Source organism: Ochrobactrum teleogrylli, from assembly GCF_037482325.1.
Classification (GTDB): Bacteria; Pseudomonadota; Alphaproteobacteria; order Rhizobiales; family Rhizobiaceae; genus Brucella; species Brucella teleogrylli.
In genome coordinates this window covers 109,096-130,912 of the sequence record NZ_JBBHKQ010000003.1, presented here as the reverse complement: position 1 = coordinate 130,912, position 21,817 = coordinate 109,096, and the positions used below count along the sequence as shown (strand labels likewise).

Below are 21,817 nucleotides of genomic sequence, written 5' to 3'. Positions count from 1 at the left end.
AATTCCTATTTACCTTTGGGATACTGGCTGCATCAGTAGGCTGGAACAATCCGCTCAACCTGGAGCCGACGAAAGAGATCTATAAAAGTCTCATCGGATGACTGGTACTCAAGAAAACCTGCCTTGCGGCTACGGGTCATGTCGGAAATACATTCAACCTTTCGCCCGAAGTCGGCGTCGCTGTGCCACCAAGTCGCGAGTCGATTGATATCTGGCTCAACAAGACCGTTGCGTAGGGCGATATCGCGCCAGATTGGTCCTGCATCTGCCATCAGCTCTTGCAAGGATTGCTGAATGCCCTCGTAGGGCGCAACCTGAAGACCAAAATAATCGGCAATTACGCGCCACATCCGACGCCAGCGGAACACATCACCATTGCCCGTATTAAAGGCCATGTTTTGCGCCGCAGGCGTAACCGCCGCCCACGCAAGTTGCTTGGCGATCAGACGCGCGTCACTAACTTCGGTCAGCATGTTCCATTGCTCTTCGGCGCCGGTGAAAGCGAATGGCCTTCCTGTTTCCCTGCAGATCGTGGCGTAACAGGCAAGTGTCACACCCGTATTCATGAGCGCACCGACTGCAAACCCGACAATCGCATTGGGACGGTGCACGCTCCACGTAAAGCCATCGCGCTCGGCGGACGAAAACAATCGATCTTCCTGAGCGTAGTAGAAATTTTCAAGCGGCAAACGTGGGGTGCCTTCCCGAAAAGGCGTCTCTGGGAGATAACACCCAAAATCCTTGAATGGCCCAAGATAGTGCTTAACACCAGTCACAAGCACGACATGCTGGAGCCGTCCAGCGCCGGCGCGAATAGCATCCAGAACCGTATCTAGATGACGCGCGTTTACGTCTGAAGCTTCTTGTTCCGTGGCGGCTGGCGTCCATGCTGCTTGAAACAAGTGAGTAACCGGGACTTTAGCAAGGGCGGCGCGGACTTCTTCCGAATGGTTGAGATCTGCTTTCAGTGAGATCACGCCTGCCGGCGCAGATTCCGGTCGTCGCGCCAGCCCATAAACCACCCAGCCATCGCTTAGCAATTCCTCGGCCAAGTTTCGACCAACGATGCCGGTGACGCCAACAATCAGTGCGTTCCTACCACTCATTTCACCCTCCCTTAGTTCTCCACCACAAAAGGCTGTATCAGATTGAGAACGTAGAGTCAAATATCATGCATCATCCATGATATTATGAACGGACGAGAGTCACCGCTGCGAATTGAGAAATTTTTCGCGGCGGTTGTTGACGGTCGGAGTTCGAAAGCGATCCGTATGATCGCCAGTCAAGATTCTGGGGCCTGCTTCTCACCCGCAGCAATTTAGCTCCGTAACGCCTTGAAGGGATATGAACCGCTGGCACATGTCATTGGGCGATTTGCTGATTGTCAAACAACGGGCATCAGATCCTAACGACCGGAATGGGGCCGGAGAACGAACCCGCTTCGCAGGAAGGCGCGTGCGACTGAGGTAACAAGCACAGAGCGACCATTGCACTCTGCGTTGAGTGTCGCTCGGAGCGAGCAGAGAATGACTGGCTTCTTCAACCAGGAGCCTGACCATGCACAACCAACCGAATTCGCCCGCGATCAGCCCGCTTCGTCAACGCCTGATCGACGACATGAACCTGCGCCACTTCGGGCACGAGACTCAACGCAACTATCTGCGCGACATCGGACGACTTGCCAGCTTTCTCGGGAGGCCCCCCGATACCGCGTCCGTGGACGATTTGCGCCGCTTCCAGATATGGCAGCAAAGCGAGGGCGTCCCGGTGCCTACGATGAACAGTGTCGTGTCGGCGCTGAGGTTCTTCTTCAATACCACGATTGATCGCCCTGATCCTTGCCCGCCGTCTCGTGCGGCTGGCGCACCCGCGCAAACTGCCGGTGGTTCTGAGCCGTGAGGAAGTGACGCGTCTTCTTGATGCCACAACCTGTCTCAAGCATCAGGAGGCACTGGCCGTTGCCTATGGTTCGGGACTGCGCGTATAGGAAGTGGCTTCGCTGAAAGTCGCCGACGTCGACAGCGAGCGCATGCTTCTGCGAGTGGAGCGCGGCAAGGGCGGGCATGGACGCAACGCCATGCTGTCAGAAGATCTGCTCACGCTTCTGCGCCAATGGTGGCAAGCCGGCTACCGGCAGGGCGTCATGCGGCGGGATGGCTGGCTCTTTCCAGGCATCAACACGCTGAGGCCCATCAGCACGCGCCAACTGCACCGCGTTGTAGTCGAAGCTGCAAGCAAGGCTGACATCGACAAGCGCGTGGGACTGCACACGCTGCGCCATTCGTTTGCCACCCACCTTCTGGACGACGGCGTCGATATCCGCATCATCCAGGTACTGCTCGGTCACGCCAAGCTGAACAACACGGCCCTTTACACCAAGGTTGTGACACGCACTGTGCGCTCAGTGACGAGTCCGCTGGATCGACTTGGTTTGTTCAAAGCGGAAGGGTCTGCGCCTGACAGCTGAGCCATGAAGGCCTCGCTTGAGGTTGCCGATATCTTCGATGCTGCTGGTCCTGAATATCGGATCGCCCATGCCGGGCATCTGAGCCTCGACCAGTTGAAGGTGATGTCGGCGATCGAGAACTGCCGCACCGCAGCGCTTGGCGGGCATGTCGAAGCTTGTGAAGACTGCGGCCAGTGGCGGATCGCCTATAACTCTTGCCGCAACCGGCACTGTCCGAAGTGCCAGGGCGCTGCTGCGCGGACATGGCTCGCGGAGCGCCACGCCGACCTTCTTCCTGTCGGCTACTTCCACGTCGTTTCACTCTGCCGACCGAGGTGTCCGACATCGCCTTCCAGAACAAGGCGGTCGTTTATGACCTGCTGTTCAAATCCGCGTCGGAGACGCTGCTGACGATTGCTGCCGATCCAAAACATCTCGGCGCGCGCATCGGCATCACCGCCGTGCTCCACACCTGGGGGTCGGCTATGACCCATCATCCGCATGTCCATATGATCGTGCCGGGCGGCGGCATCTCGCTTGACGGAAGCCGCTGGGTCTCGTCACGCCCAGCCTTCCTGCTTCCGGTGCGCGTTCTCGGCAAGCTGTTTCGCCGTTTGTTCCTCACAAGGCTCAACGCCCTGCGCGATGCAGGCCGTCTCGTCTTCTTCGGATCGATGGCGCATCTCACCGACCGGCGCGCTTTCCTGCATCACCTTAAGCCTGTTCTAGCCAAGCGCTGGGTGGTCTATGCAAAGGCCCCATTCGCGGGTACGGAAGCCGTTCTCGCTTATCTCTCACGCTACACGCATCGGGTCGCGATCTCGAACCATCGCCTGATCGCCTTCGACAATGACAGTGTCACATTCCGCTACAAGGATTATCGCCGCGACGGGATTGATCGCCAGCAGGTCATGGCGCTGGCTACAGGCGAGTTCATTCGACGTTTCCTGCTCCACGTGCTGCCGCGCGGTTTCCATCGCATCCGCCACTATGGCTTGCTCGCCAGCGGCGCGCGCAAGATCAGCCTGGCGCTAGTGCGCGAACTGCTGAACGTTGTCACGCCAACGGCGGCGAATGATCAGTCGAAGGAGCCTGATGAATTCCGCCCGCCATGCTCTTGCTGTGGAGGGCGCATGATCGTCATCGAAGTGTTCGAGCGATGGCGACAACCGCGCGGGCCGCCAAACACACCCACAACAAATCGGGAGAACTCGCCATGACCCGGCATGGCATAGCTCGACATTCAGCCGAAAGCGCTCGATCTTCGGCAACGCACCCGCATGTGCTGAGCATGATCATCACCGGCGGCATAGCGGCGCTCACCGACCATTATGTCGACGATCCCATGTGGACACACCGCAAAGCTGTCCGACTGCAGCAATGGGACCACCTCCCGGCTGCGCAACATCAATGACATCAGCCAAAAAGAAAAATCCCCATAACCGTTGATTGTGGTCCGCGGGTTCCGTCCCCGGGGACTTTCGTACGCCTAACGGCGCCCGAAACCCTTCACGGGAGCGGACTGTTCGCTGTTGGAGCATCCCACATATAAAGCTGACATTACCGGCGGAGGCACACAATAGGATCTGGCCCACTTACGCTATACCAAAAGCGGGGGGAGAAGTTTGCAGTTCCCACAGCGCAATAGTGGAGGGCAATCCTATCTTCGCCTTCTAAAAATGCTCAAGAGAGTATCACCTGTTTGCTTGGGCACGTGATGTGTTGCAACAATCAATTACTCGCGCAATAGTAGCTTTCGCCAATTGAAGGTGGGCCGGGAAGCCCCAATGGTGAGGAGGGGCGGGTTTGTTTCTAAAGAAAATAACCGAGATAAAGAATGTAGGCCGCTTCAAATCGGCGCGCATCGGCGGAGGCAACTATGAGCCGTTCACGCTGATTTATGGAGGTAATGGCCGCGGCAAAACAACTCTAGGCGCAATCCTTCGGTCCCTTCGGCTCAACGACCCGAAGCTCGTCACGCGCCGGAAAACGTTCAAAGCCACATCCGATCCTTCGATTGGCTTGCTGCTCGACACGGGTCCGGTACGGTTCTCGAACGGTGCCTGGAGCGGATCCAGCCCAGACATTCACATCTTCGACCAGCAGTTTGTTAACGAAAACGTCCATGGCGATGATCAGGTGGATGTCGAGCACCGCCGCAATTTTTATCGCATTGTCGTCGGTCCTACCGGAGTAGCTCTTGCGGAGGAGGTTGACAAGTTAGATGCCGACGCCACCGCGAAGCAGGCCGAGATAACGACTGAGAAAAAGGTGCTTGAGCAGCATGTGCCGAAGGGCTTTAAGCTCGAAGCGTTTCTCAAGCTCGCTGCTGATCCCACAGTCGACAAGAAGATCGAGGATGCTACGCTTAAACTGAAGGCCATCAATGATTTAGACGCCATCAAATCCCGTAAGCTCTTGAGCGTGCCAGAGTTGCCAGCATTGCCGGAAGGTTTCGCCGCACTTCTTGCCAAGGGTGTTGACGGGATCACGGCCGATGCGGCCGAGCGCGTCAGACAACAGATCGCGGCTCACGACTTTCACGAGGGTGGTGAAACTTGGCTAGCCCAGGGGCTGAAACATACCACTGGTGAAAATTGCCCATTCTGCGCCAAAACGATGTCGAACAATGACCTGATCAATGCCTATCGCGGCTATTTCAGCGAGGCCTATGCGGATCACAAGGATACAATTGCCGACATGAGTAAGGCGCTCACTGGAGCATTGTCGGCAGCGGAAGCGCTCAAGTGCGAGCAGGCCTTCAAGGACGCGGAGGCTGATGCGGCTTTCTGGGGAGGCTACTGCGACCACCAATACCAGGGCCCGGAAGCGGCGACTCGGATAGTTGCCGAGATTGACGATCTCCTCCAGGCGGCGAAGGCCGTTCTACAACATAAGACAGAAGTTCCTCTGGAAGCTGTGCCAGAGTCTGCCGATTTCATCGAAGCAAATGCGAAATGGTCTTTAACCGTAAAGGAACTCAACGCCGCGTCAGAAAAGGTTGCCGCAGCAAATCAGCTTATCCAGGCCGTGAAGGAGGGAAGCGCCGCGGCAAATAAAGCCGCGGTGGAGGCGACCTTGGCGGGGCTTGAAGCCGTCCGGAAGCGGCATGTCGAGCCGGTTCTCACGCTAGCAACCGGCTACCAGAAACTGCTGGATGAAAAGAATGCTTTGGTCGATGAAAAGGACGCCAAGAAGAAGGAGTTGGATATCTATGACGAGGCAATTCTTGGAGCGTATGAGGTCGACATCAACAAGATCCTAGCCACATTCGGGGCCGGGTTCCGGCTGGCCAAGTGCGGCAAAAACTATATCGGGAAGGTGCCGCAGTCGACCTACTGCTTGCGGTTCGACTCCAACGACGTCGACGTGACACGGAATGGCGAAAACGATCCGGGGTTCGACACGACGATGAGCACAGGCGACAAGAATACCTTCGCGCTGGCCTTCTTCCTCGCGCAGCTAAAGCGAGACGCGGATCTTTCCCGCAAGCTCGTAGTGTTCGACGATCCCTTCACGAGCCTCGACGATTTCCGACGCGCCATGACGGCGAAGGAGATCGTCAGGACAGGCGGCGAGGCAGCTCAGACGATCGTCCTGAGCCACGATAAGTTCTTCCTCGACGCTGTACGCGTCCTGATCCACAGCGTGGCCTGTACGACGATACAAATTTCCGGGACCTCCACCGGCTCGTCAATCGAGCCTTGGGAAATCGAGTGGGAAGTAAAGGAAGGCTATCTTCAAGACCATATGTTACTTCAGGAGTTCGCCGAGGGCCGCAACAACAACGCGCGGGAAATGCGGACTGCGATGCGGCCGCTCTTGGAAAAATACATCCGCTACCGGTTTCCCAACCAAATCCTAGACGGAAAATGGCTGGGCGACATGCTGGCGATTATTCGCGCGGACGCCAGCCATCCTCTAACGCCGCAGTATAACGACTTGGACGACATCAATCAGTTCACGGCGCCTTTCCACCACGATCCAAATGCGGCTTTTGTAGACGACGAAGTCCGGACATATGCACAGCGTACTATTTCGATCGTTGGCGGATGCTGAAGCTCCTTGCGGACTATGGCAGGCTAGTTGCCGTGAGAATGTCCGCTTACAAGTTATGCCATGACTTGCCAAATGACCGAGTGGGAGGCGCGAAGCAGACCTGGTTCGCGCCAGTCTCGTCGACAAATGAACGCTCCCTTTTTGTAGGTTGTCTGACGAGAAAGTAGATCCTCGCCGCCAGGGCAGGTGTAGAGATCGCGCTTGACCGACCAATTGAGCAGCCTTGAGGCCCTCGAAACCGCCTCGTACCGCGACAAAGGACCCAGAGATGCTTGGCCACGATCCAATTGCGAGAGACCTCATCGCTTCGGCTTTGGGAAAAACGATAGACGCCGCAGTCCGCGAGCACATCGCTGGATTGACACAAGAGGCGCCGCTAACCGCGCGGATTGGACAGATGCTCGAAAGTGAACTTAACGGCAAGGACATCTTGGGAAATCATATCCGGATAATGACACAAGATATCCCCGACCGAGGGCAAGGTGCACTTGAGAAGGACATCGGTGCGGACTTGTATGTTGGGATCGAGGTCGTCGGAGACGGTGGAAGAAGGGAAAGCAAAGGCTTTCTGGTGCAGGCGAAGTTGCAGCGCAATCTTAATCGAGCTGAGGGTGAACTGCGCGATGCTTGCGCGAAATTGTTGGGCATCACCGATGCATCATATGTCTTCGTATATGGAACGGGGGGTGTCAGGGTCTTGAACGCAAAGACAGTATTGGAAGACACGCAAATGCGTGTTCGAGACATGAGTGCCAGGCGTGTGACGACGCTCTTTAAGAGAACGCTCGAATGCACGGAGGGAGACTTCGGGCTTGGCTTGCCTAGGGCGAAGGGTTTTGCTCAGGCGCGGGGTGCCCTTGCCGACAAATTGAAAGCTCTTCGGGTGGAACGAGCTATTGAAGTGAAGATCGAAACCAACGCGTAGACTATGTAGACATCTCGTTTCCTTGCGGCATGAGGGTGCCCAGCCGCTCCTGGTGCCGGTGCTTTAGCTACCACCACCCTCCTAGTGCGCTAAGTAGTGACGGATTGACCGCCCTTGGCGCAAAGGCGACGTGACGCCGCCATGGAGTTGTGTCCGCTCTTCGGCATGAGCGGTAACGACGTTTACGTCCGAAAGGAAGGCGCATTGCCGATCGGCCGGTTGCGACCCTCATATCGGCCGTTCCATGACCTATTGTCGCGTCCCGAAAGCGGTCATTCGTGAAGGCACCATTTTCAGTTTAAAAGGCGAGACTTGCGAGATCAAATGGAATGTAGTCCAATGCTGCAGGGGGATTTGATGCCATACTTCATAGACAATGATCTCGCACTGAACCTGATAGGTGCGCCCAATACGGGTTTTCGCCCTGGACAGTTGGGCGCCCTGCATTCTTCGCTGGCGCATTTCTCGGTCTACGATGAACCGGCGATTATTTCGTTGCCCACTGGCTACGGAAAGACGGCTCTCCTGATGGCGTTGCCATTTTCGCTGAGGGCACGGCGCCTCCTAGTCGTCGAGCCGTCCGACGCACTGCGGCGGCAGACTACCGGCCATTTCAAGGAGCTTTCCGTCCTTCGGCGGCTCCGGGTCGTCGCCGAGACCACGCCCAACCCCAAGGTCTACAGTCAGAAAGGTGCACCTGCAGATGCGGCCGAGTGGTCGAAGCTTGCAGAACAGGACGTAGTGATCTCTACCCCTCAGAGCCTTTCACCAGCCATCGCGCCGCAGGCGCCAGCGGATTTGTTCGACGTCATTATCTTCGACGAAGCGCATCATGCACCCGCAGAAACATGGGCGGCCTTCCTTGCGCACTACCCGGACGCGAGGTTCGTCTTCCTGACCGCCACGCCGTTCCGCCGTGATCGAAAGGTAATTCCGGGACGAATGGCTTACTATTATCCGGTATCGAAGGCCGCAAAGGAGTCGGCATTCGGTCGTGTGACATTCACTTCGGCGCCAGTGCAGAACGCAAACGATGACGAGGAGATCGATCGTTCGGTTGCCCGAACTGCGGTCGCGCGGCTGCGTGCCGACCAAGCGATTGGCTTTGACCATCGCATTTTTGCCCGCGCGGCGACGATCGCGTCTGCGCGGAAGCTGGTCGAGGTCTATGCCGAGGCCGGGGCCCGCGTCAGGACCATCGATAGCCACGCTTCTAAGCGTGCCCAGGACACGGCGGAGATGGAACTGCTCGCAGGAGAGATCGATGGTGTGGTCTGCGTCGACATGTTCGGTGAGGGGTACGATTTTCCCAAGCTGAAGATCGCGGCCCTCCACGCGCCCCATCGTTCCCTGGTGCCTACATTGCAGTTCATCGGCCGCTTCGCACGGACGAGCGATGCTGCGACCGGCGATGCTACGCTGGTGGCGCCACTTTCGCGACTTAAGGCGGCGTCGCTGAAGCTATTCAAGGAAGGGATCGACGTCGCCGAGTTGATCGATGAAGTCGCTCGGGCGCAGATCGCGGATGCAGAAGCGGATCGGGAGGTCCTGGACCTGCTCAAGATCAAAAAGCAGACAGACTCGGACTACGATTCCGTGACGCCGCTTCTGTTGGAGCTTTACGCACACGCGCAGATCTTCGAATGCCACGCGAAACCGGACTTCTCGCAGTTCGGCGATACCATAGGCCGTGATCTGAGGGTAGTGAAGCAATGGTCATCGGAGGACGGGCTAATGTCGCTACTGCTAACCGTCGACACTTCACCGCCGAGTTGGGCGACGTCCGACGTTCTGGTCAACGTGCGCCATGACGCCTTCCTCCTGGCCTACAATCAAGCCTCTCATCTGTGCTTCATCGGCTCGACTCGCCGAACGGCACGCATCTATCAGGACCTCATTCAGACCGCGCTGCCCGACCAGCATAGGCCTATTAGCTATGAGCGAACGCGCCGTGCGTTGAGCGGACTAAACAGCCTAAGATTCTACAACGTCGGCCTGAGAAACACTGCGGTTAATTCTCAGGCTGAGTCTTACCGAGTGATGACAGGTCCGGCTGCGGAGCGCGCGATAACGAGCGGTGACGCCCGAGCCTATTCCCAAGGGCACTTTTTCGGCAGCGGTGTCGGTGATGAAGACGTCCGCGAGACGATCGGCGCCAGCAGCAGTTCTCGCATCTGGTCCAATCAGCGCCTGACCGTCGCGGAATACATCGAATGGATCACCGAGCTCAACGGAAGACTCGGCGGAGGGGGCGGCATTTCGGCCTCGCAATTAGACATTATTCAGCATGCCCGTACCCTTCGACAGCTTCCCGACCGGATCATCGCCGCTGGCTGGCACAAACAGGCTTACCGGATCGCGCCACGGATTCGATGGAGAAACCAAGCGGGCGAACCGTGGTCCTATGGCAATATAACGGACCTAGAGCTGGGCAATTGGCAGGTGAATGGCTCGCGGTCCGCCATGACCTTCGATATCATCTCCGACAATTTCAACGAGAGCTTCCGCTTCGGTATCGATGGTGGTGCGTTGTTCACGAAAGTTGGCGCGAAGGATGTCGAGATCCATACTGGCTATGACGAATGGTCGGACTTGGCGTCATGGCTGTCCGAGCATCCGCCGGTTTTCTACGCGGCCGACAAGTCCTCCTTCGTGGGCGTGAACTTGATCGCAGCTGCAACAGCAGTCGCGACCCAGCTGCGCGACGGTGATGCGGAGGCTCTTGACTGGCACAATTGCAAGATCGATTTGGAGTTCGGACCAGATCAACCGGACGGGAGGCTGAGCGTCCATCGATGGCTTGAGCGACATCTGATGGCCGTACCCAACACCATTGCGCTGGTCTATGACCACCGGAGCGGTGAGGCGGCGGACTACATCGCCGCGATACAAAACCCCGATAACACCGTAGTGGTCAGGTTATATCACTGCAAAGGCGCTGGCGGCGCCCCGTCCGGCGGACGCGTCAACGACGTCTACGAAGTTTCGGGGCAGATGCTGAAATCCATCACCTATTGTGATGCCGCTGTACTGGTCCAGCACATCGAGCACCGCATAAATGCAGGACGTCACCGCAGTCCCTCCCGGTTTGCGATCGGCGACTTCCAGACGTTTAGGCAGACATTGGAAGAGGCACCTCCAACAGGATTGACCTTCGAAGTCTTCGGCGTTCAGCCGGGAATATCCAAAGGTGCTGTGGATACGCATCTTGCCGATCTTATGATCTACGGGTTGGATTACGCGCAGCGGGGCGGTGCTTCACGAGCCCAATGGCTCATCAGCGCTTGATCGGCGCGTAATGTTACGGCTCCGAGCTGATAATCTGTTCACCGACTGGAGCGACACCAATTCGCATTCTCGTTCACGAAAACACATGATCCACTGGAGAATCAGGAATTGAACACGTCGTTTGATTGGCGACTCGCCGGGCCGCTAGTCCGTCATTCTCCCGCACTCGATGAGAGCCTTCAGAACCGTTTTCACGGCCTAGTGAAGTTGAGACTCGGGCATGCGACTTTCGGGAGCGTGCTGCTGCCAGAGCTGATCTTCCTCGAGCGGCCATACTGGCGCTTTTTTCAATTGAGCTTCTTCGGCCCGCCAATACTTGGGTTCAACGTTGGTCCGAATATTCATGTCGCGCGTTTCTCTGTGGACGTCGGCAGCCCGCGCGCGACAATTTTAACACGGCTGATTGTGGAAGTGCGATCTAATGGTCTGGTGAGGCGCTATGACGACGGGGCGCAGCTCTATCGGTGCATCATTAACGGGCCGAAGCGGCTGACGCGATTTGCCTCAGGCACATGTCGGCCACGAGCGGACAATGACTTCGATCTTCGTCTGTCCCACATTACCAATCCCAAGGCGTTCGCCAGTATTGTGGGCAGCCAGGAGCTGAGGTCGTCCCGGTGGAACCTGCAGGGCACGAGGGAGCTAGCAAACGTCGCCTACGTCTATTTGACCAGCTTACCCGCCATAGAGTCAGATGAGGATTTGCGTCGTATTGCGATGTCCTCTGATGGGGTCATTAGATTTCAAACGACGTCCAACCGCCCTCGAGAGGAAACTCTCGAGCTGACTGTCTACCGTGAGAACACAACTGTTCGAACCGCACGGCTGCAGGTAAATGTGGCGAGCAGTCTTTTGGCTCCGCCGCACTTGCTTATCCATCGCCCGATGGGTGATCAGGTCTACTACGAGGTAGTTGGTCCCGAGATCTACCGTGTTGGAGTTAAGCCGAAGGCGGCCCTCATCTATACCGGCGGCCATGGAACGATCGCAGAAAGAATGTTGAAGCGCTTCGACTACGTTGTGGTCGGCGACGCCTCGATCATTGAAGGGCTTGCTGCGCCTTATGATGAGGAGGAAACCAACCAGGTCGTTCATATCGAAAAACTCGACGCAGGCTTCGATTTGTTCGAATTCTGGCTCAAGAACCAAAACAGTGATCAAGTCACAAGCCGGCAGCCCGAGCCGCGCATCTTTTTGAATTGATACGTGCGCCCCGGAAAGGTCCGGTCTTGGCCGAACATCGGAGACGGCACTTCGCCAGTTCATTTGCGATGAGGCCTGTGGAGTCGCGCGCGCCGTCCGGTTGTTTGCCACGCCAGCCAAAAGCGGTCATTTAGCTTTCCACCCCATAATGGTCGTTAGCAGCAAGAAAAAGCGGAATGACCGCTTTGGAGTGCGTGTGAATTGTACAGTAACGTCTGCAATGAAGACGCAAAGCCGACATGGGGCGAGGTACTTCACGCAAGCAAAAAGTCGATGTTGGATTTAATGCACTGCCAATCCGGCACAATCCCCTGATGGCGAATGGCGAAGGGACCGCACATGTTCAGTGAGGATGCTCTTTAAAGGCCTGGTAGTCATATCAATAGTACAGGCACTCATACATCATTTTGAACATGAAAAAGAAGGGCCTCTGATTTTCAGCCAACCCCAAACTTTCTCGCCATACCATTGAGCTTATCAAGCGCCTCATCAAAACGTCCTTCGGCCTCTGCAAAGCGTTGGAATCCCACGCGCGAGACAAGTATTTCTGTCGGCGTCGGTTTCTGTGAAAACAACGCCATGACCTCATCCGTAAACTCAGACAATGGCTGATAGCCCGTACGTGTTTCCTGCCCCGGCGTGAGTGTTGTCTGAACAGCAGGTGGGACGAGTTCAATGACTTCAATCTTGCCTTTCAAAGCTTCGCGCAATGAAATGGTATATGAATGGATTGCTGCTTTGGTCGCATTATAAGTCGGGGCGCTAAACAGTGGAACAAAAGCAAGACCGGAACTGACGTTCACCATTGCCGCATCAGGCTGGACCACAAGGTGATTGATAAACGCATTGGTGATACGGATAGCACCAAGCAAGTTTGTCGTAATCATTGCTTCAGCGTCAGTGAGATCTCGCTGACGATCCAGAGTTTCAGACCGCATGATACCAGCATTGTTAATAAGTACATTTAGTCTCGGATATTGCGTGATCACATCCAGCGCAAAATCCGAGATGTCTGAGTCGCTTTCTACATCAACCGTTATCGCATGCAGGTTGTCACGTCCGATGCATGCTCGCTCAAGCACACCCTTGCGCCGCCCGGCAATGATGACAGTGTTGCCCAAATCGTGAAAACGGTGCGCTAATGCTTCCCCGATACCTGACCCGCCGCCGGTGATCAGAATCGTATTACCAGTTGTTTTCATGCGACTTACTCCGTCAGAGTGCATCCCGAAAGTATGAAACGGCTTTCAGGAATGCGCGTTAGAAAAGCTCGTGAGAGCAACGATTTGTTCCTGTCAGATCGAACCGCGCTCTAATACCACTGGTTCTTAAATGAGCTTATTGCTATCTAAAGGAAAGAAGGCACCTGAAAGATTTATACTTACCAAAAAGAGAGTATTGTCCGGTTTGAAACACACGACACCGTCAAGTCTCCCAGAGAAAAATCACGCAAGAGCGCCTGATCCAAAAGTCGAGGCACTGGTCAATGATCTCATTGGTCGGGTCGCGGATAAATGGACAATGATTATTCTCGAAATACTCAATGAGCATGAAGAGTTACGCTTTACGCAGCTAGCGCGTCATATCCCTAACATTAGTCAAAAGATGCTGACCCAGACGCTGCGCCAAATGGAACGTGATGGACTGGTGTCGCGCACAGTGCATGCAGTTGTACCACCACGCGTGGACTACCGACTGACTGATCTTGGTATGAGTTTAGGAGCGGCGTTCTGCGGCGTTTGGATTTGGGCAGAGGCCAATCTTCAGACAGTTGAGACTGCGAGGCAGAAATTTGACGAGCAGCGCTCCTGAGCGATAAGAGACGCTCCTATCACTCAGTATACTAAGATAGATGATCTATAGCAAAGGACACTATCGCTCATGATCTGGAACTGGCGCAACCTGACTGGCCGAATTTCCGCTACGATGCTGCGGCGTTACGCAGTCTGGAGCAGCAATTCCTGCTCTCCTCCGGCGAGGTGATTGGTTCCGTGCGCCACATCCATCCGGATGAGCGTGATCTGTTGCGCATCGAACTTTTGAGCGATGAAGCGATCAAAACGAGCGCGATTGAGGGCGAAACGCTGGACCAACTCAGTGTGCAGTCATCGCTGCGACGGCAGTTGGGTCTGGCAACAGATCGGCGTGCAGTGCAACCGCGCGAACACGGCATCGCCGAAATGACGGTCGACGTTTATGGCACCTATGCCCTGCCACTTGATGACGCCACTCTGTTTCGGTGGCATACCATGTTGATGGCAGGCAGCCGACATCTGGAAAGTATCGGTGCTTATCGCTGCCATTCCAACGCCATGCAGATCGTCTCTGGCCAGTTGGACCTTCCGACGATTCATTTCGAGGCGCCGCCATTAGCGCAGGTACCGGACGAAATGCATCGGTTCATATCGTGGTTCAACGAAAGCGCTCTGACCGGCGGTACGCCCCTCCCCGCGCTGACCAGGGCTGCGCTAAGCCATGTCTGGTTTGAAAGCATTCACCCCTTTGAAGACGGCAATGGGCGGCTGGGCCGCGCACTGGCCGAAAAAGCCCTCGCCCAATCGCTGGGCCAGCCCAGTCTGATCCTGCTGAGTTTTGCCATCGAACAGAACCGCAAAGCCTATTACGCGCAACTGGAACAGCATCAGCGCACGCTTGATGTGACAGAATGGCTGGTTTGGTTTGGGCAAACCGTGCTGGCAGCGCAGCAGCTCACCCTGCAACGGGTGCACTTCTATATCGCCAAAGCGCATTTTTATGGCCGATTTCGCGGTGTCCTCAATCCGCGACAGGAAAAGGTTGTAGCACGGTTGTTTGAAGCCGGGCCCGAAGGCTTTGTTGGTGGTCTGAGCGCCGACAATTATCTGGCCATTACAAAAACCTCGCGTGCCACCGCCACCCGCGATCTGCAGGATATGGTCGACAAAGGCGCCCTGACGCGCAGCGGCCAGTTGCGGTTCACGCGTTATGTAAGCGGAGCAAATTGAGTGGCGAATTTCTGTTTCTGATTCAAAGTCAAGATTCTTGATCCCTGCCCTCACTCCAGAATTCTCAAATACCGTGCAGGGGTCTGAACCGCTGGCCCTGCTATTGAGATGCGCTAATTGCCAGTCAGGAACGATGCGGCAAGAACTGAGCCTGCTATCAGTCCAGCGTTTAACGTTTATACCAATTAGTGGCCGGCTCCTTCGAGGCTCACAGTCTCGCTCAATCAAGTTTAGTTTGTGCAGTTAGGATCGCCAACTCGCTTGATGTAAGGATGACGGTATATCGATAATGGGATGAACCACGCTCTCGACCATGAATGGCGCATGCTACGAAACTGATCTGCAGCCCTCCATCAGATGTAGCTTCTGTATGAGATACTCTGAGTGCTTCGTTATAGATTGTGGCTGTATCTGCCCATTCGCGCCTTGCGGCTCCAACGTTTACAATCATTACATTCCCTTTCTTATCGTTTGCCGGAGCAATTGATGGTGAGCTGAAGTGCTCCCGGGCGTTTCTATGAGGCTGTCAGGTTTAATAGAAGGACCATAAACGATGGTGTTCTCATCCTGTTTGAGGATGGCAGATAAAAAAGGAGCCGCTTGGTTCGATTGGCAGTCGGCACACGTTTTTTATTCGAATACTGGCCACCAACCAACACTCCGCATTTTTGGGTTGGCAATGTGCTCTGTTCGACGAAACTAGGCTCTGCGCTCTTGGAGTGCCGCCTTTAATTGCCTTCCGTGTATGTCGCCGAATAGCCCGGTACAAGCGTCGTGCGCGGAGCGCGATAAGCAAGTCCAGGATTTAAGCGCGATAATGCTTCCAGCAGTGATTGAAAGTCGATAGTAATTGCCTTCGAATTTTTCTTAAATTCCAATGAACCAACGAGGATTATCTTGTTGCCTTGTATTCCTGCATTTTCTCAATTTCACGAATGAATTGCTCTGCATATTGAGCTGTGTCAAAATAGTCCTGCTCATTTACTCCCAGATTATGATGACGGGTAAACACTGCCTTCAATCGATCCAGAAACTTGGGCTCAGTCTCAGCCAGATGGCCGATAAGGACCTGAAGTATCTGTTCGTGAGCCAGAACCTTCCGTTCGAGCGCGGTTGTATCATTTCTCATCGGGTTTACCACCTCTCGGTCCATGACGTCCCGTGCGCGAGCGGGAAAATCCACCGCACGCACGTCGCAAGATGTTTGCAAGCCTGGTCCAATCCCGGGAGGGTTCACTCATCTGCCGATGAGCATTTCTAAGGTCGCCTTTACTGGCTGCCTGATCCTCTTCATGGCGCGGACGTACAGGTTGATTGTGTTCGGACGATGGGGATGAACGCTCCTTTTTCATTTCAGCCTCCTGTTAATGCACGCTTGCATTCGCGCTAAAGCGCTTTAGCAAGCGCATTGCTACATGCTGTGGCGAGCGCAGCATTCGGTTGTTCCGCTCCCAACGGCGTGGCCCAGCCGGATTTTTCGATAAGCGTGCGGCGCGAATAGGCCGGTGCGGCTTTGTATTCGGCCATCACCTTTACGGCCTCGGGATCATTCTTCGATTTTTCCAGGCAGTATGGTGTAAGCGCGAGTGCCACACCGTCAGACATATTGGACGCGATAAGACGTTCTGACGTCCCTCCCGTGACCCAGCCGCCGAAGGTAAAGCCAACAGCCATTGTTGCAATCGCACCAACTATCGCTCCGCCAAAAGCGGAATTTATCCATTGGGCATTTTTCATGATGAAATCCGATCTTCAACGATCGAACGCGCCTTATTGCGCGTTGAAATGGATTATACCACTCTTATCTGAATAGCTTGCACGAATTCTACCTACCTGGGAACTCTTGCTTCCTCGAGTTCGTTCGGCGGCGCTTCGAAGGGATCGCGGATCAGTTCAGGAGGTGCGATCCCCCCGTTCGACCAATAGGGTATCGCCGTTTTCCGGGTCAGTGGAAACTGTTGGCAAAAATGTGAAGATATCCTTGCTTGGGCCGCCCCCTAATGTCTGCTTGCGCTTTAGGTCGAAAAGGCGCACTGTTTATTATGCACAGCAGTTGAAACGGGCGCTGTCGTTGGGAGAGAATAATCTCCTGCCCCAAAATGAAGGGGGACACGCGATGTCTTCCGCTTCACGTCTATCCTACTTTGGCCCAGAAGATTTCCCTTCGCTTCGTGCTTTCCTGCAACGTTCCGGATATTCGCTGGAGGGTTGCGAAAAACCAGAGACTCGCCTGGAAGCCGCCAAACACCTTTGTGAAATTTTCAGCGACGGAAGCCATGATCCTGTGCAGATGCTGGATATGCTTTTGGCAATCCGCGCCCAACGGCTATCACAATCCAATCAAAGAGAACTGGAAGCCTGGGAGAATGAGGGTGGCTATACGGCCCCGCAAGTCACTGCAAAATCCTTGGTCTTGCGATGGCCTCCTCGAAAGCGGCTCCGATTGAGGTTGGCCCATGGCTGATAATCCGCGTTTCCTGACGTCGAGCTGAACATGGCGACTTCGAGTAAGCATCGAGAGGCCTGTTTCACGAGGAGCTTACCGGGCTGGCATCGTCTCAATGACACGTGATCAATCTGGCGAGGATAAAATGTCAGCCCAAAAATCTTTGGATCGTAAATTGAGTGTGTATCTGATCGCGTTTCTCATCATATGCATCGACATCGGATTGGTCGCGTGGGTGCTCGGTTCCTACGTCTATTAAGTACTGGTATGCAACGTCCTAAAACGTCTGCTTTCCAACTATAATGAAGTCAGCATTTCCATGTGTGCCGACGTTCTTTACGTCCACGTTCAGCAAACCGTTACCTTTTTCCGATGATAATTGAACAAGATCTCCTAGATAAGCCTGCCGGAGTATATCCATGCTTGCCCACAAGACGCCCTTTGTAAACGTCTTCTCGCCTTCCGTGAGTATGGAAATACTGTAGCTAACAGAACCGAGGTTCTTTCCTTCGCAATACAAATTGCCTATTGAACTAAATTTAGATGTTGGCATGATTGCACCCCGATACGGGTTGTGTCTCCTCACCAAGCAAAGTGGGAGACACAGCTATAACTAATGCCGTTTGGTTTTGATCAAGTCATTGGCAGGAGTAGGAAAGCGACCTGCAACAACATCTGTTGACGCAGTTTTCTCCTTGACCTTATCTTTCTTTGGCTTTCTTATTTCTCGGTTACTTCTTTTCTGACCACGGGGCATTTTGAAAACTTCCTGTTTTTGAGGAATTAACTAATTCTTTTACCGGACCAATCCAGTGATGGTTCAAATCACCGCTGGAGATACTTCCACATTCTTACGGGCATGTTGCCGAGAAACCTGCGGCATCCCTCACGATGGTGAGCGTCCAGATTGAAATTCCTGAATGAGTAGCCTTGCTGCGAATATGTGAGCGGCACGGTTTTCTGCGGTATCGTAAAGCCGATAGCCGGCGCGTCGCAGTATTTCACGCATCATTCGAAAGTCGGTAGGTCCAAAGTAGGGCTTGATAATTTTGGAAGACATTTCGTCCTCCTTGTATTGGGGCTGGAGTATGCACTCGCAACCGACAGCGCCCGTTTCAAAAGCTGTCGAGACATGCACCATGCGCTTTAAATTTGAGCAAAGCAACTGAGGCTGAATTGCGACGGCAGACCGGCACAATCATTGCATAAAAAGCTACTTCATGTCCTCCACGGTGATGCGATAGGAAGTTTGCCGAGCCTTTGAATAGACCTCGCGAGCAGCATCGTAGATCAGTTTCCGTGAGGCGTCGAAGGCAGCAAGAAGCGATGATTCCGTCGCTGCAATGGCGCCATTCTTCTCCAGGGCGGGCTTATCGAATAGAAATGGGACGGAGGTCATTCCATCGTAGCCGACAAATCGCACGCCCACCTCAAGATCATCGAAACTTCTGCTGGGGTTTGGAAATGAAAGGGCCATTACTTTTCGCTTTTTACTGCGCCGCCTTAGTCATCCAAACGATCGGCGGCCTTTGCCATTCTTCGATGTTTCTTGATAAACTGTGTCAGGGCGATCTGTAGCCGACCTTCGTCACGTGTTCCCTCCTGAAATCGACGTGTCAGATAACGTGCAGCATCAGTGCGCAAATCTTGTGTGTCGCCGGGTTTGCGAGCCTCCCTTAGAAGTCGCGAAATCATAGTGATGTTTCTGGAATTCAACGCGATGGAAGACATTTCGTCCTCCTTAGTTGCGGGTCAGGCATTTGAAGCCCAAATGACAGCACCCGTTTCAATTACTGTCGTTATAATCATCATGCGCTTTATGTAAGGAGAAAGCAAATAAGGCTCCAATTCCATTGCTGTAAACTCAGACTGGCTGCTTCGCTAAAAATGCTTCCTTGGTCATATAATCTGCGGTTCTCAACAGCGGTCCGCGGCTATCCATATCAACAATGCTGCCAATGTATGAATGCTGCTGTACCAACTATCAATTGTGAATTCCCCAGGTCTTGCGCAATACGCCTCCGGGCGACTTGGGAGCTAGACAGCCGGACAATTTTACGAACTGGCGACAATGTGTCGAAACAGCTTTGCCTATTGACAGGCTCTTCATATCGATTATTCTAGATGTATGGAAAATGAAGAAGCAATTACGGCGTTAGCCGCCCTCGCCCAATCGACAAGGCTCGACACATTCCGCCTGCTGGTGAAGCATGAACCTGACGGTATTCCGGCAGGGGAACTGGCACGCATTCTGGATGTTCCGCAGAACACAATGTCTGCGCATCTGGCGACATTGTCTCGTGCCGGACTTGTGAAGGGCGAACGTCAGAGCCGCTCGATCATCTATCGCGCTGATCTCGACCGATTTAGAGAACTGACCCTTTTCATGATCAAGGACTGCTGTGGCGGCAGTGCCGAGCTCTGTGCACCTCTTATAAAAAGCCTGACACCCTGTTGCGAACCAAAGACGGTCGCCCAGTAACACAAGGCCGCTGAATTCGGCCTTACACAAACGGACTGATAAAATGACGGATCGGGTCTACAACGTGCTCTTCCTGTGCACGGGCAATTCCGCACGCTCAATTTTGGGCGAGGCAATTCTGAACAAGGATGGCGAAGGACGTTTTCACGCCTATTCGGCTGGTAGTCAGCCAAAAGGCGACGTTCATCCTCTCGCAATCAAGGAACTGGATGCTCTTGGCTATTCCACGGAGAACCTGAGCTCAAAAAGCTGGGATGTGTTTTCAGGTACCGACGCCCCTCAGATGGATTTCATTTTTACGGTCTGTGACAATGCTGCGGGAGAAGCCTGCCCTGTCTGGATTGGCCATCCCATGACAGCCCACTGGGGCATCGAAGACCCTGCCGCCGTAGAAGGAAATGACGCAGAAAAACAGCGCGCCTTTGCACAGGCGGCCCGCTTTATGAAAAACCGGATATCAGCATTCCTGAGCCTTCCCCACGCCACGATAGACCGCTTGGCGCTTCAAAATCATCTGAAAGAAATCGGCACCATGGAAGGTAGCACACAGACAAATGTGGAGAATAACTGATGTCCACATTCGAACGATATCTGACTGTCTGGGTGGCTCTGTGCATCGTCGCAGGCGTAGCTCTGGGCCACTTCTTTCCAACTGTGTTTCACGCCATAGGTTCTGCTGAACTTGCTCGGGTCAACATTCCAGTCGCCATTCTCATCTGGCTCATGATCATCCCCATGTTGCTGAAGATCGATTTCAGCGCCTTGAGACAGGTTACCGAACATTGGCGCGGCATTGGCGTCACGCTCTTTATCAATTGGGCCGTCAAACCATTCTCTATGGCGCTTCTCGGTTGGCTATTTATCGGCTGGTTGTTTCGCCCTTATCTGCCTGCAGACCAGATCGATTCCTACATTGCTGGACTGATTATTCTGGCAGCCGCCCCTTGCACGGCAATGGTGTTCGTCTGGTCCAACCTGACCAAGGGCGAGCCGCATTTCACGCTGTCGCAGGTCGCACTGAATGACGCGATCATGGTTGTGGCATTTGCCCCTATCGTCGGGCTACTGCTCGGACTGTCGGCAATTACTGTCCCGTGGGATACGCTCGTATTGTCGGTTGTCCTCTATATCGTCATTCCGGTGATTATCGCGCAAATCCTGCGCAGAAGTATTCTCGCCAGTGGCGGAGAACGAGCTTTCGATGCAATGCTCAGAACGCTACAGCCGCTGTCCCTGATTGCGCTTTTGGCGACACTTGTTCTGCTATTCGGGTTTCAAGGAGAGCAGATCATCGCCCAGCCTATGATCATTGCGATGCTGGCCGTCCCGATCCTCATCCAGGTCTATTTCAACTCTGGCCTCGCTTATCTGTTGAATCGCATTTCAGGCGAGCAACATTGCGTCGCCGGTCCCTCGGCTTTGATTGGCGCATCCAACTTCTTCGAGCTGGCAGTAGCAGCCGCAATCAGCCTTTTCGGCTTCTCCTCTGGCGCAGCACTCGCAACAGTGGTTGGCGTTCTTGTTGAAGTGCCCGTCATGCTCTCGGTCGTCTGGATCGTGAACCGCTCCAAGGGCTGGTACGAACGCGGTGCCAATCAAAAGCCAGTCACGGAAACAGGAAAACTCTGATGTCAGTTACGATCTATCACAATCCGAACTGTGGCACCTCTCGCAACACATTGGCCTTGATCCGTGCCAGCGGCGAAGAGCCTGTCGTCATTGAATATGTACAAAATCCGCCTTCGCGAGAAAGGCACACCATATGCCGAGTTGGGATTGTCCGATCCCAAATGGACCGATGATGAACTGGTCGACTTCATGATGGCGCATCCTATCCTGATCAATCGTCCAATCGTGGAAATGCCACTTGGCACCAGACTGTGCCGTCCGTCAGAACTGGTTCTCGACATTCTGGAAAACCCGGTGTCGTCATTCACCAAAGAGGACGGAGAAGTCATCACCTATCAAAGAAAGTCCCGCTGAT

At 54.4% G+C, this 21,817-nt stretch carries 17 protein-coding genes and 4 pseudogenes; 14 read left to right on the top strand and 7 right to left on the bottom strand.

Features of this window, described 5'->3' with window-relative positions; genetic code table 11:
• Positions 1 to 32: 32 nt before the first annotated feature.
• Positions 33 to 1,106 carry an SDR family oxidoreductase gene (locus tag WIX40_RS23255; RefSeq protein ID WP_339442513.1) on the bottom strand — a complete coding sequence of 358 codons (1,074 nt, stop codon included), beginning with the start codon at positions 1,104 to 1,106 and terminating at the stop codon, positions 33 to 35.
• A gap of 451 nt (positions 1,107 to 1,557) precedes the next feature.
• Between WIX40_RS23255 and WIX40_RS23250 the strand changes: the two are divergent.
• From WIX40_RS23250 to WIX40_RS23220, 7 genes and pseudogenes are all read left to right on the top strand, one after another.
• Positions 1,558 to 2,467, top strand: a pseudogene (locus WIX40_RS23250) (tyrosine-type recombinase/integrase).
• Between the two features lie 3 nt (positions 2,468 to 2,470).
• Positions 2,471 to 3,666: pseudogene (locus tag WIX40_RS23245) on the top strand (IS91 family transposase).
• Positions 3,663 to 3,860, top strand: a complete 198-nt coding sequence (locus tag WIX40_RS23240; protein WP_339442512.1) for a hypothetical protein — start codon at positions 3,663 to 3,665, stop codon at positions 3,858 to 3,860. Before WIX40_RS23245 ends, WIX40_RS23240 begins: the two are co-directional and overlap by 4 nt.
• A 392-nt stretch (positions 3,861 to 4,252) precedes the next feature.
• Positions 4,253 to 6,505, top strand: a complete 2,253-nt coding sequence (locus WIX40_RS23235; protein WP_339442510.1) for an AAA family ATPase — start codon at positions 4,253 to 4,255, stop codon at positions 6,503 to 6,505.
• A gap of 268 nt (positions 6,506 to 6,773) precedes the next feature.
• Positions 6,774 to 7,430, top strand: a complete 657-nt coding sequence (locus WIX40_RS23230; RefSeq protein ID WP_339442508.1) for a hypothetical protein — start codon at positions 6,774 to 6,776, stop codon at positions 7,428 to 7,430.
• A 339-nt stretch (positions 7,431 to 7,769) separates the two neighbouring features.
• Positions 7,770 to 10,718 (top strand): DEAD/DEAH box helicase, encoded by a 2,949-nt coding sequence (locus WIX40_RS23225; RefSeq protein WP_339442507.1) that lies wholly within the window; start codon positions 7,770 to 7,772, stop codon positions 10,716 to 10,718.
• Between the two features lie 108 nt (positions 10,719 to 10,826).
• Positions 10,827 to 11,921, top strand: a complete 1,095-nt coding sequence (locus tag WIX40_RS23220) for a hypothetical protein (RefSeq protein ID WP_339442506.1) — start codon at positions 10,827 to 10,829, stop codon at positions 11,919 to 11,921.
• A 437-nt stretch (positions 11,922 to 12,358) separates the two neighbouring features.
• On the opposite strand, the gene WIX40_RS23215 is transcribed toward WIX40_RS23220, so the two are convergent.
• Entirely contained in the window at positions 12,359 to 13,123 is a 765-nt protein-coding gene (locus WIX40_RS23215) for an SDR family oxidoreductase (RefSeq protein WP_339442505.1), read from the bottom strand.
• Positions 13,124 to 13,253: 130 nt separating this feature from the next.
• On the opposite strand from WIX40_RS23215, the gene WIX40_RS23210 reads away from it, so the two are divergent.
• Complete coding sequence (locus WIX40_RS23210; RefSeq protein WP_339442504.1) at positions 13,254 to 13,733, top strand: winged helix-turn-helix transcriptional regulator; 480 nt, start codon at positions 13,254 to 13,256, stop codon at positions 13,731 to 13,733.
• A 69-nt stretch (positions 13,734 to 13,802) separates the two neighbouring features.
• Positions 13,803 to 14,905: pseudogene (locus WIX40_RS23205) on the top strand (Fic family protein).
• 892 nt (positions 14,906 to 15,797) lie between these two features.
• Here WIX40_RS23205 and WIX40_RS23200 read toward each other — a convergent pair.
• Both WIX40_RS23200 and WIX40_RS23195 read right to left on the bottom strand, forming a co-directional pair.
• Positions 15,798 to 16,034: a hypothetical protein gene (locus WIX40_RS23200; protein ID WP_094543862.1), complete on the bottom strand. Its 237-nt coding sequence runs from the start codon at positions 16,032 to 16,034 to the stop codon at positions 15,798 to 15,800.
• Between the two features lie 257 nt (positions 16,035 to 16,291).
• A complete protein-coding gene (locus WIX40_RS23195; protein ID WP_312472713.1) occupies positions 16,292 to 16,642 on the bottom strand; it encodes a hypothetical protein in 351 nt (116 codons plus the stop codon).
• Between the two features lie 379 nt (positions 16,643 to 17,021).
• On the opposite strand from WIX40_RS23195, the gene WIX40_RS23190 reads away from it, so the two are divergent.
• Positions 17,022 to 17,369: a hypothetical protein gene (locus WIX40_RS23190; protein WP_256886526.1), complete on the top strand. Its 348-nt coding sequence runs from the start codon at positions 17,022 to 17,024 to the stop codon at positions 17,367 to 17,369.
• An 868-nt stretch (positions 17,370 to 18,237) separates the two neighbouring features.
• Here the strand turns inward: WIX40_RS23190 and WIX40_RS23185 are convergent.
• From WIX40_RS23185 to WIX40_RS23175, 3 genes are all read right to left on the bottom strand, one after another.
• Positions 18,238 to 18,411 carry a hypothetical protein gene (locus WIX40_RS23185; protein WP_161624171.1) on the bottom strand — a complete coding sequence of 58 codons (174 nt, stop codon included), beginning with the start codon at positions 18,409 to 18,411 and terminating at the stop codon, positions 18,238 to 18,240.
• A gap of 153 nt (positions 18,412 to 18,564) precedes the next feature.
• On the bottom strand, positions 18,565 to 18,828 hold the full coding sequence (locus tag WIX40_RS23180; protein WP_128095036.1) for a DUF1488 family protein: 264 nt from the start codon (positions 18,826 to 18,828) through the stop codon (positions 18,565 to 18,567).
• Positions 18,829 to 18,854: 26 nt separating this feature from the next.
• On the bottom strand, positions 18,855 to 19,082 hold the full coding sequence (locus tag WIX40_RS23175; protein WP_339442499.1) for a hypothetical protein: 228 nt from the start codon (positions 19,080 to 19,082) through the stop codon (positions 18,855 to 18,857).
• Positions 19,083 to 19,479: 397 nt separating this feature from the next.
• Here WIX40_RS23175 and WIX40_RS23170 point away from each other — a divergent pair, with 397 nt between their 5' ends.
• The 4 genes and pseudogenes from WIX40_RS23170 (at position 19,480) to WIX40_RS23155 (ending at position 21,816) form a co-directional block, all read left to right on the top strand.
• Positions 19,480 to 19,833, top strand: a complete 354-nt coding sequence (locus tag WIX40_RS23170; protein WP_312472709.1) for an ArsR/SmtB family transcription factor — start codon at positions 19,480 to 19,482, stop codon at positions 19,831 to 19,833.
• A 43-nt stretch (positions 19,834 to 19,876) separates the two neighbouring features.
• Positions 19,877 to 20,404, top strand: coding sequence for an arsenate reductase ArsC (locus WIX40_RS23165; protein WP_339442496.1), 528 nt, complete (start codon positions 19,877 to 19,879; stop codon positions 20,402 to 20,404).
• Positions 20,404 to 21,462 carry an ACR3 family arsenite efflux transporter gene (gene arsB, locus WIX40_RS23160; protein WP_339442494.1) on the top strand — a complete coding sequence of 353 codons (1,059 nt, stop codon included), beginning with the start codon at positions 20,404 to 20,406 and terminating at the stop codon, positions 21,460 to 21,462. The genes WIX40_RS23165 and arsB overlap by 1 nt, the downstream gene beginning before the upstream one ends.
• Positions 21,462 to 21,816: pseudogene (locus WIX40_RS23155) on the top strand (ArsC/Spx/MgsR family protein). The gene arsB and the pseudogene WIX40_RS23155 overlap by 1 nt, the downstream one beginning before the upstream one ends.
• Position 21,817 lies beyond the last annotated feature (1 nt).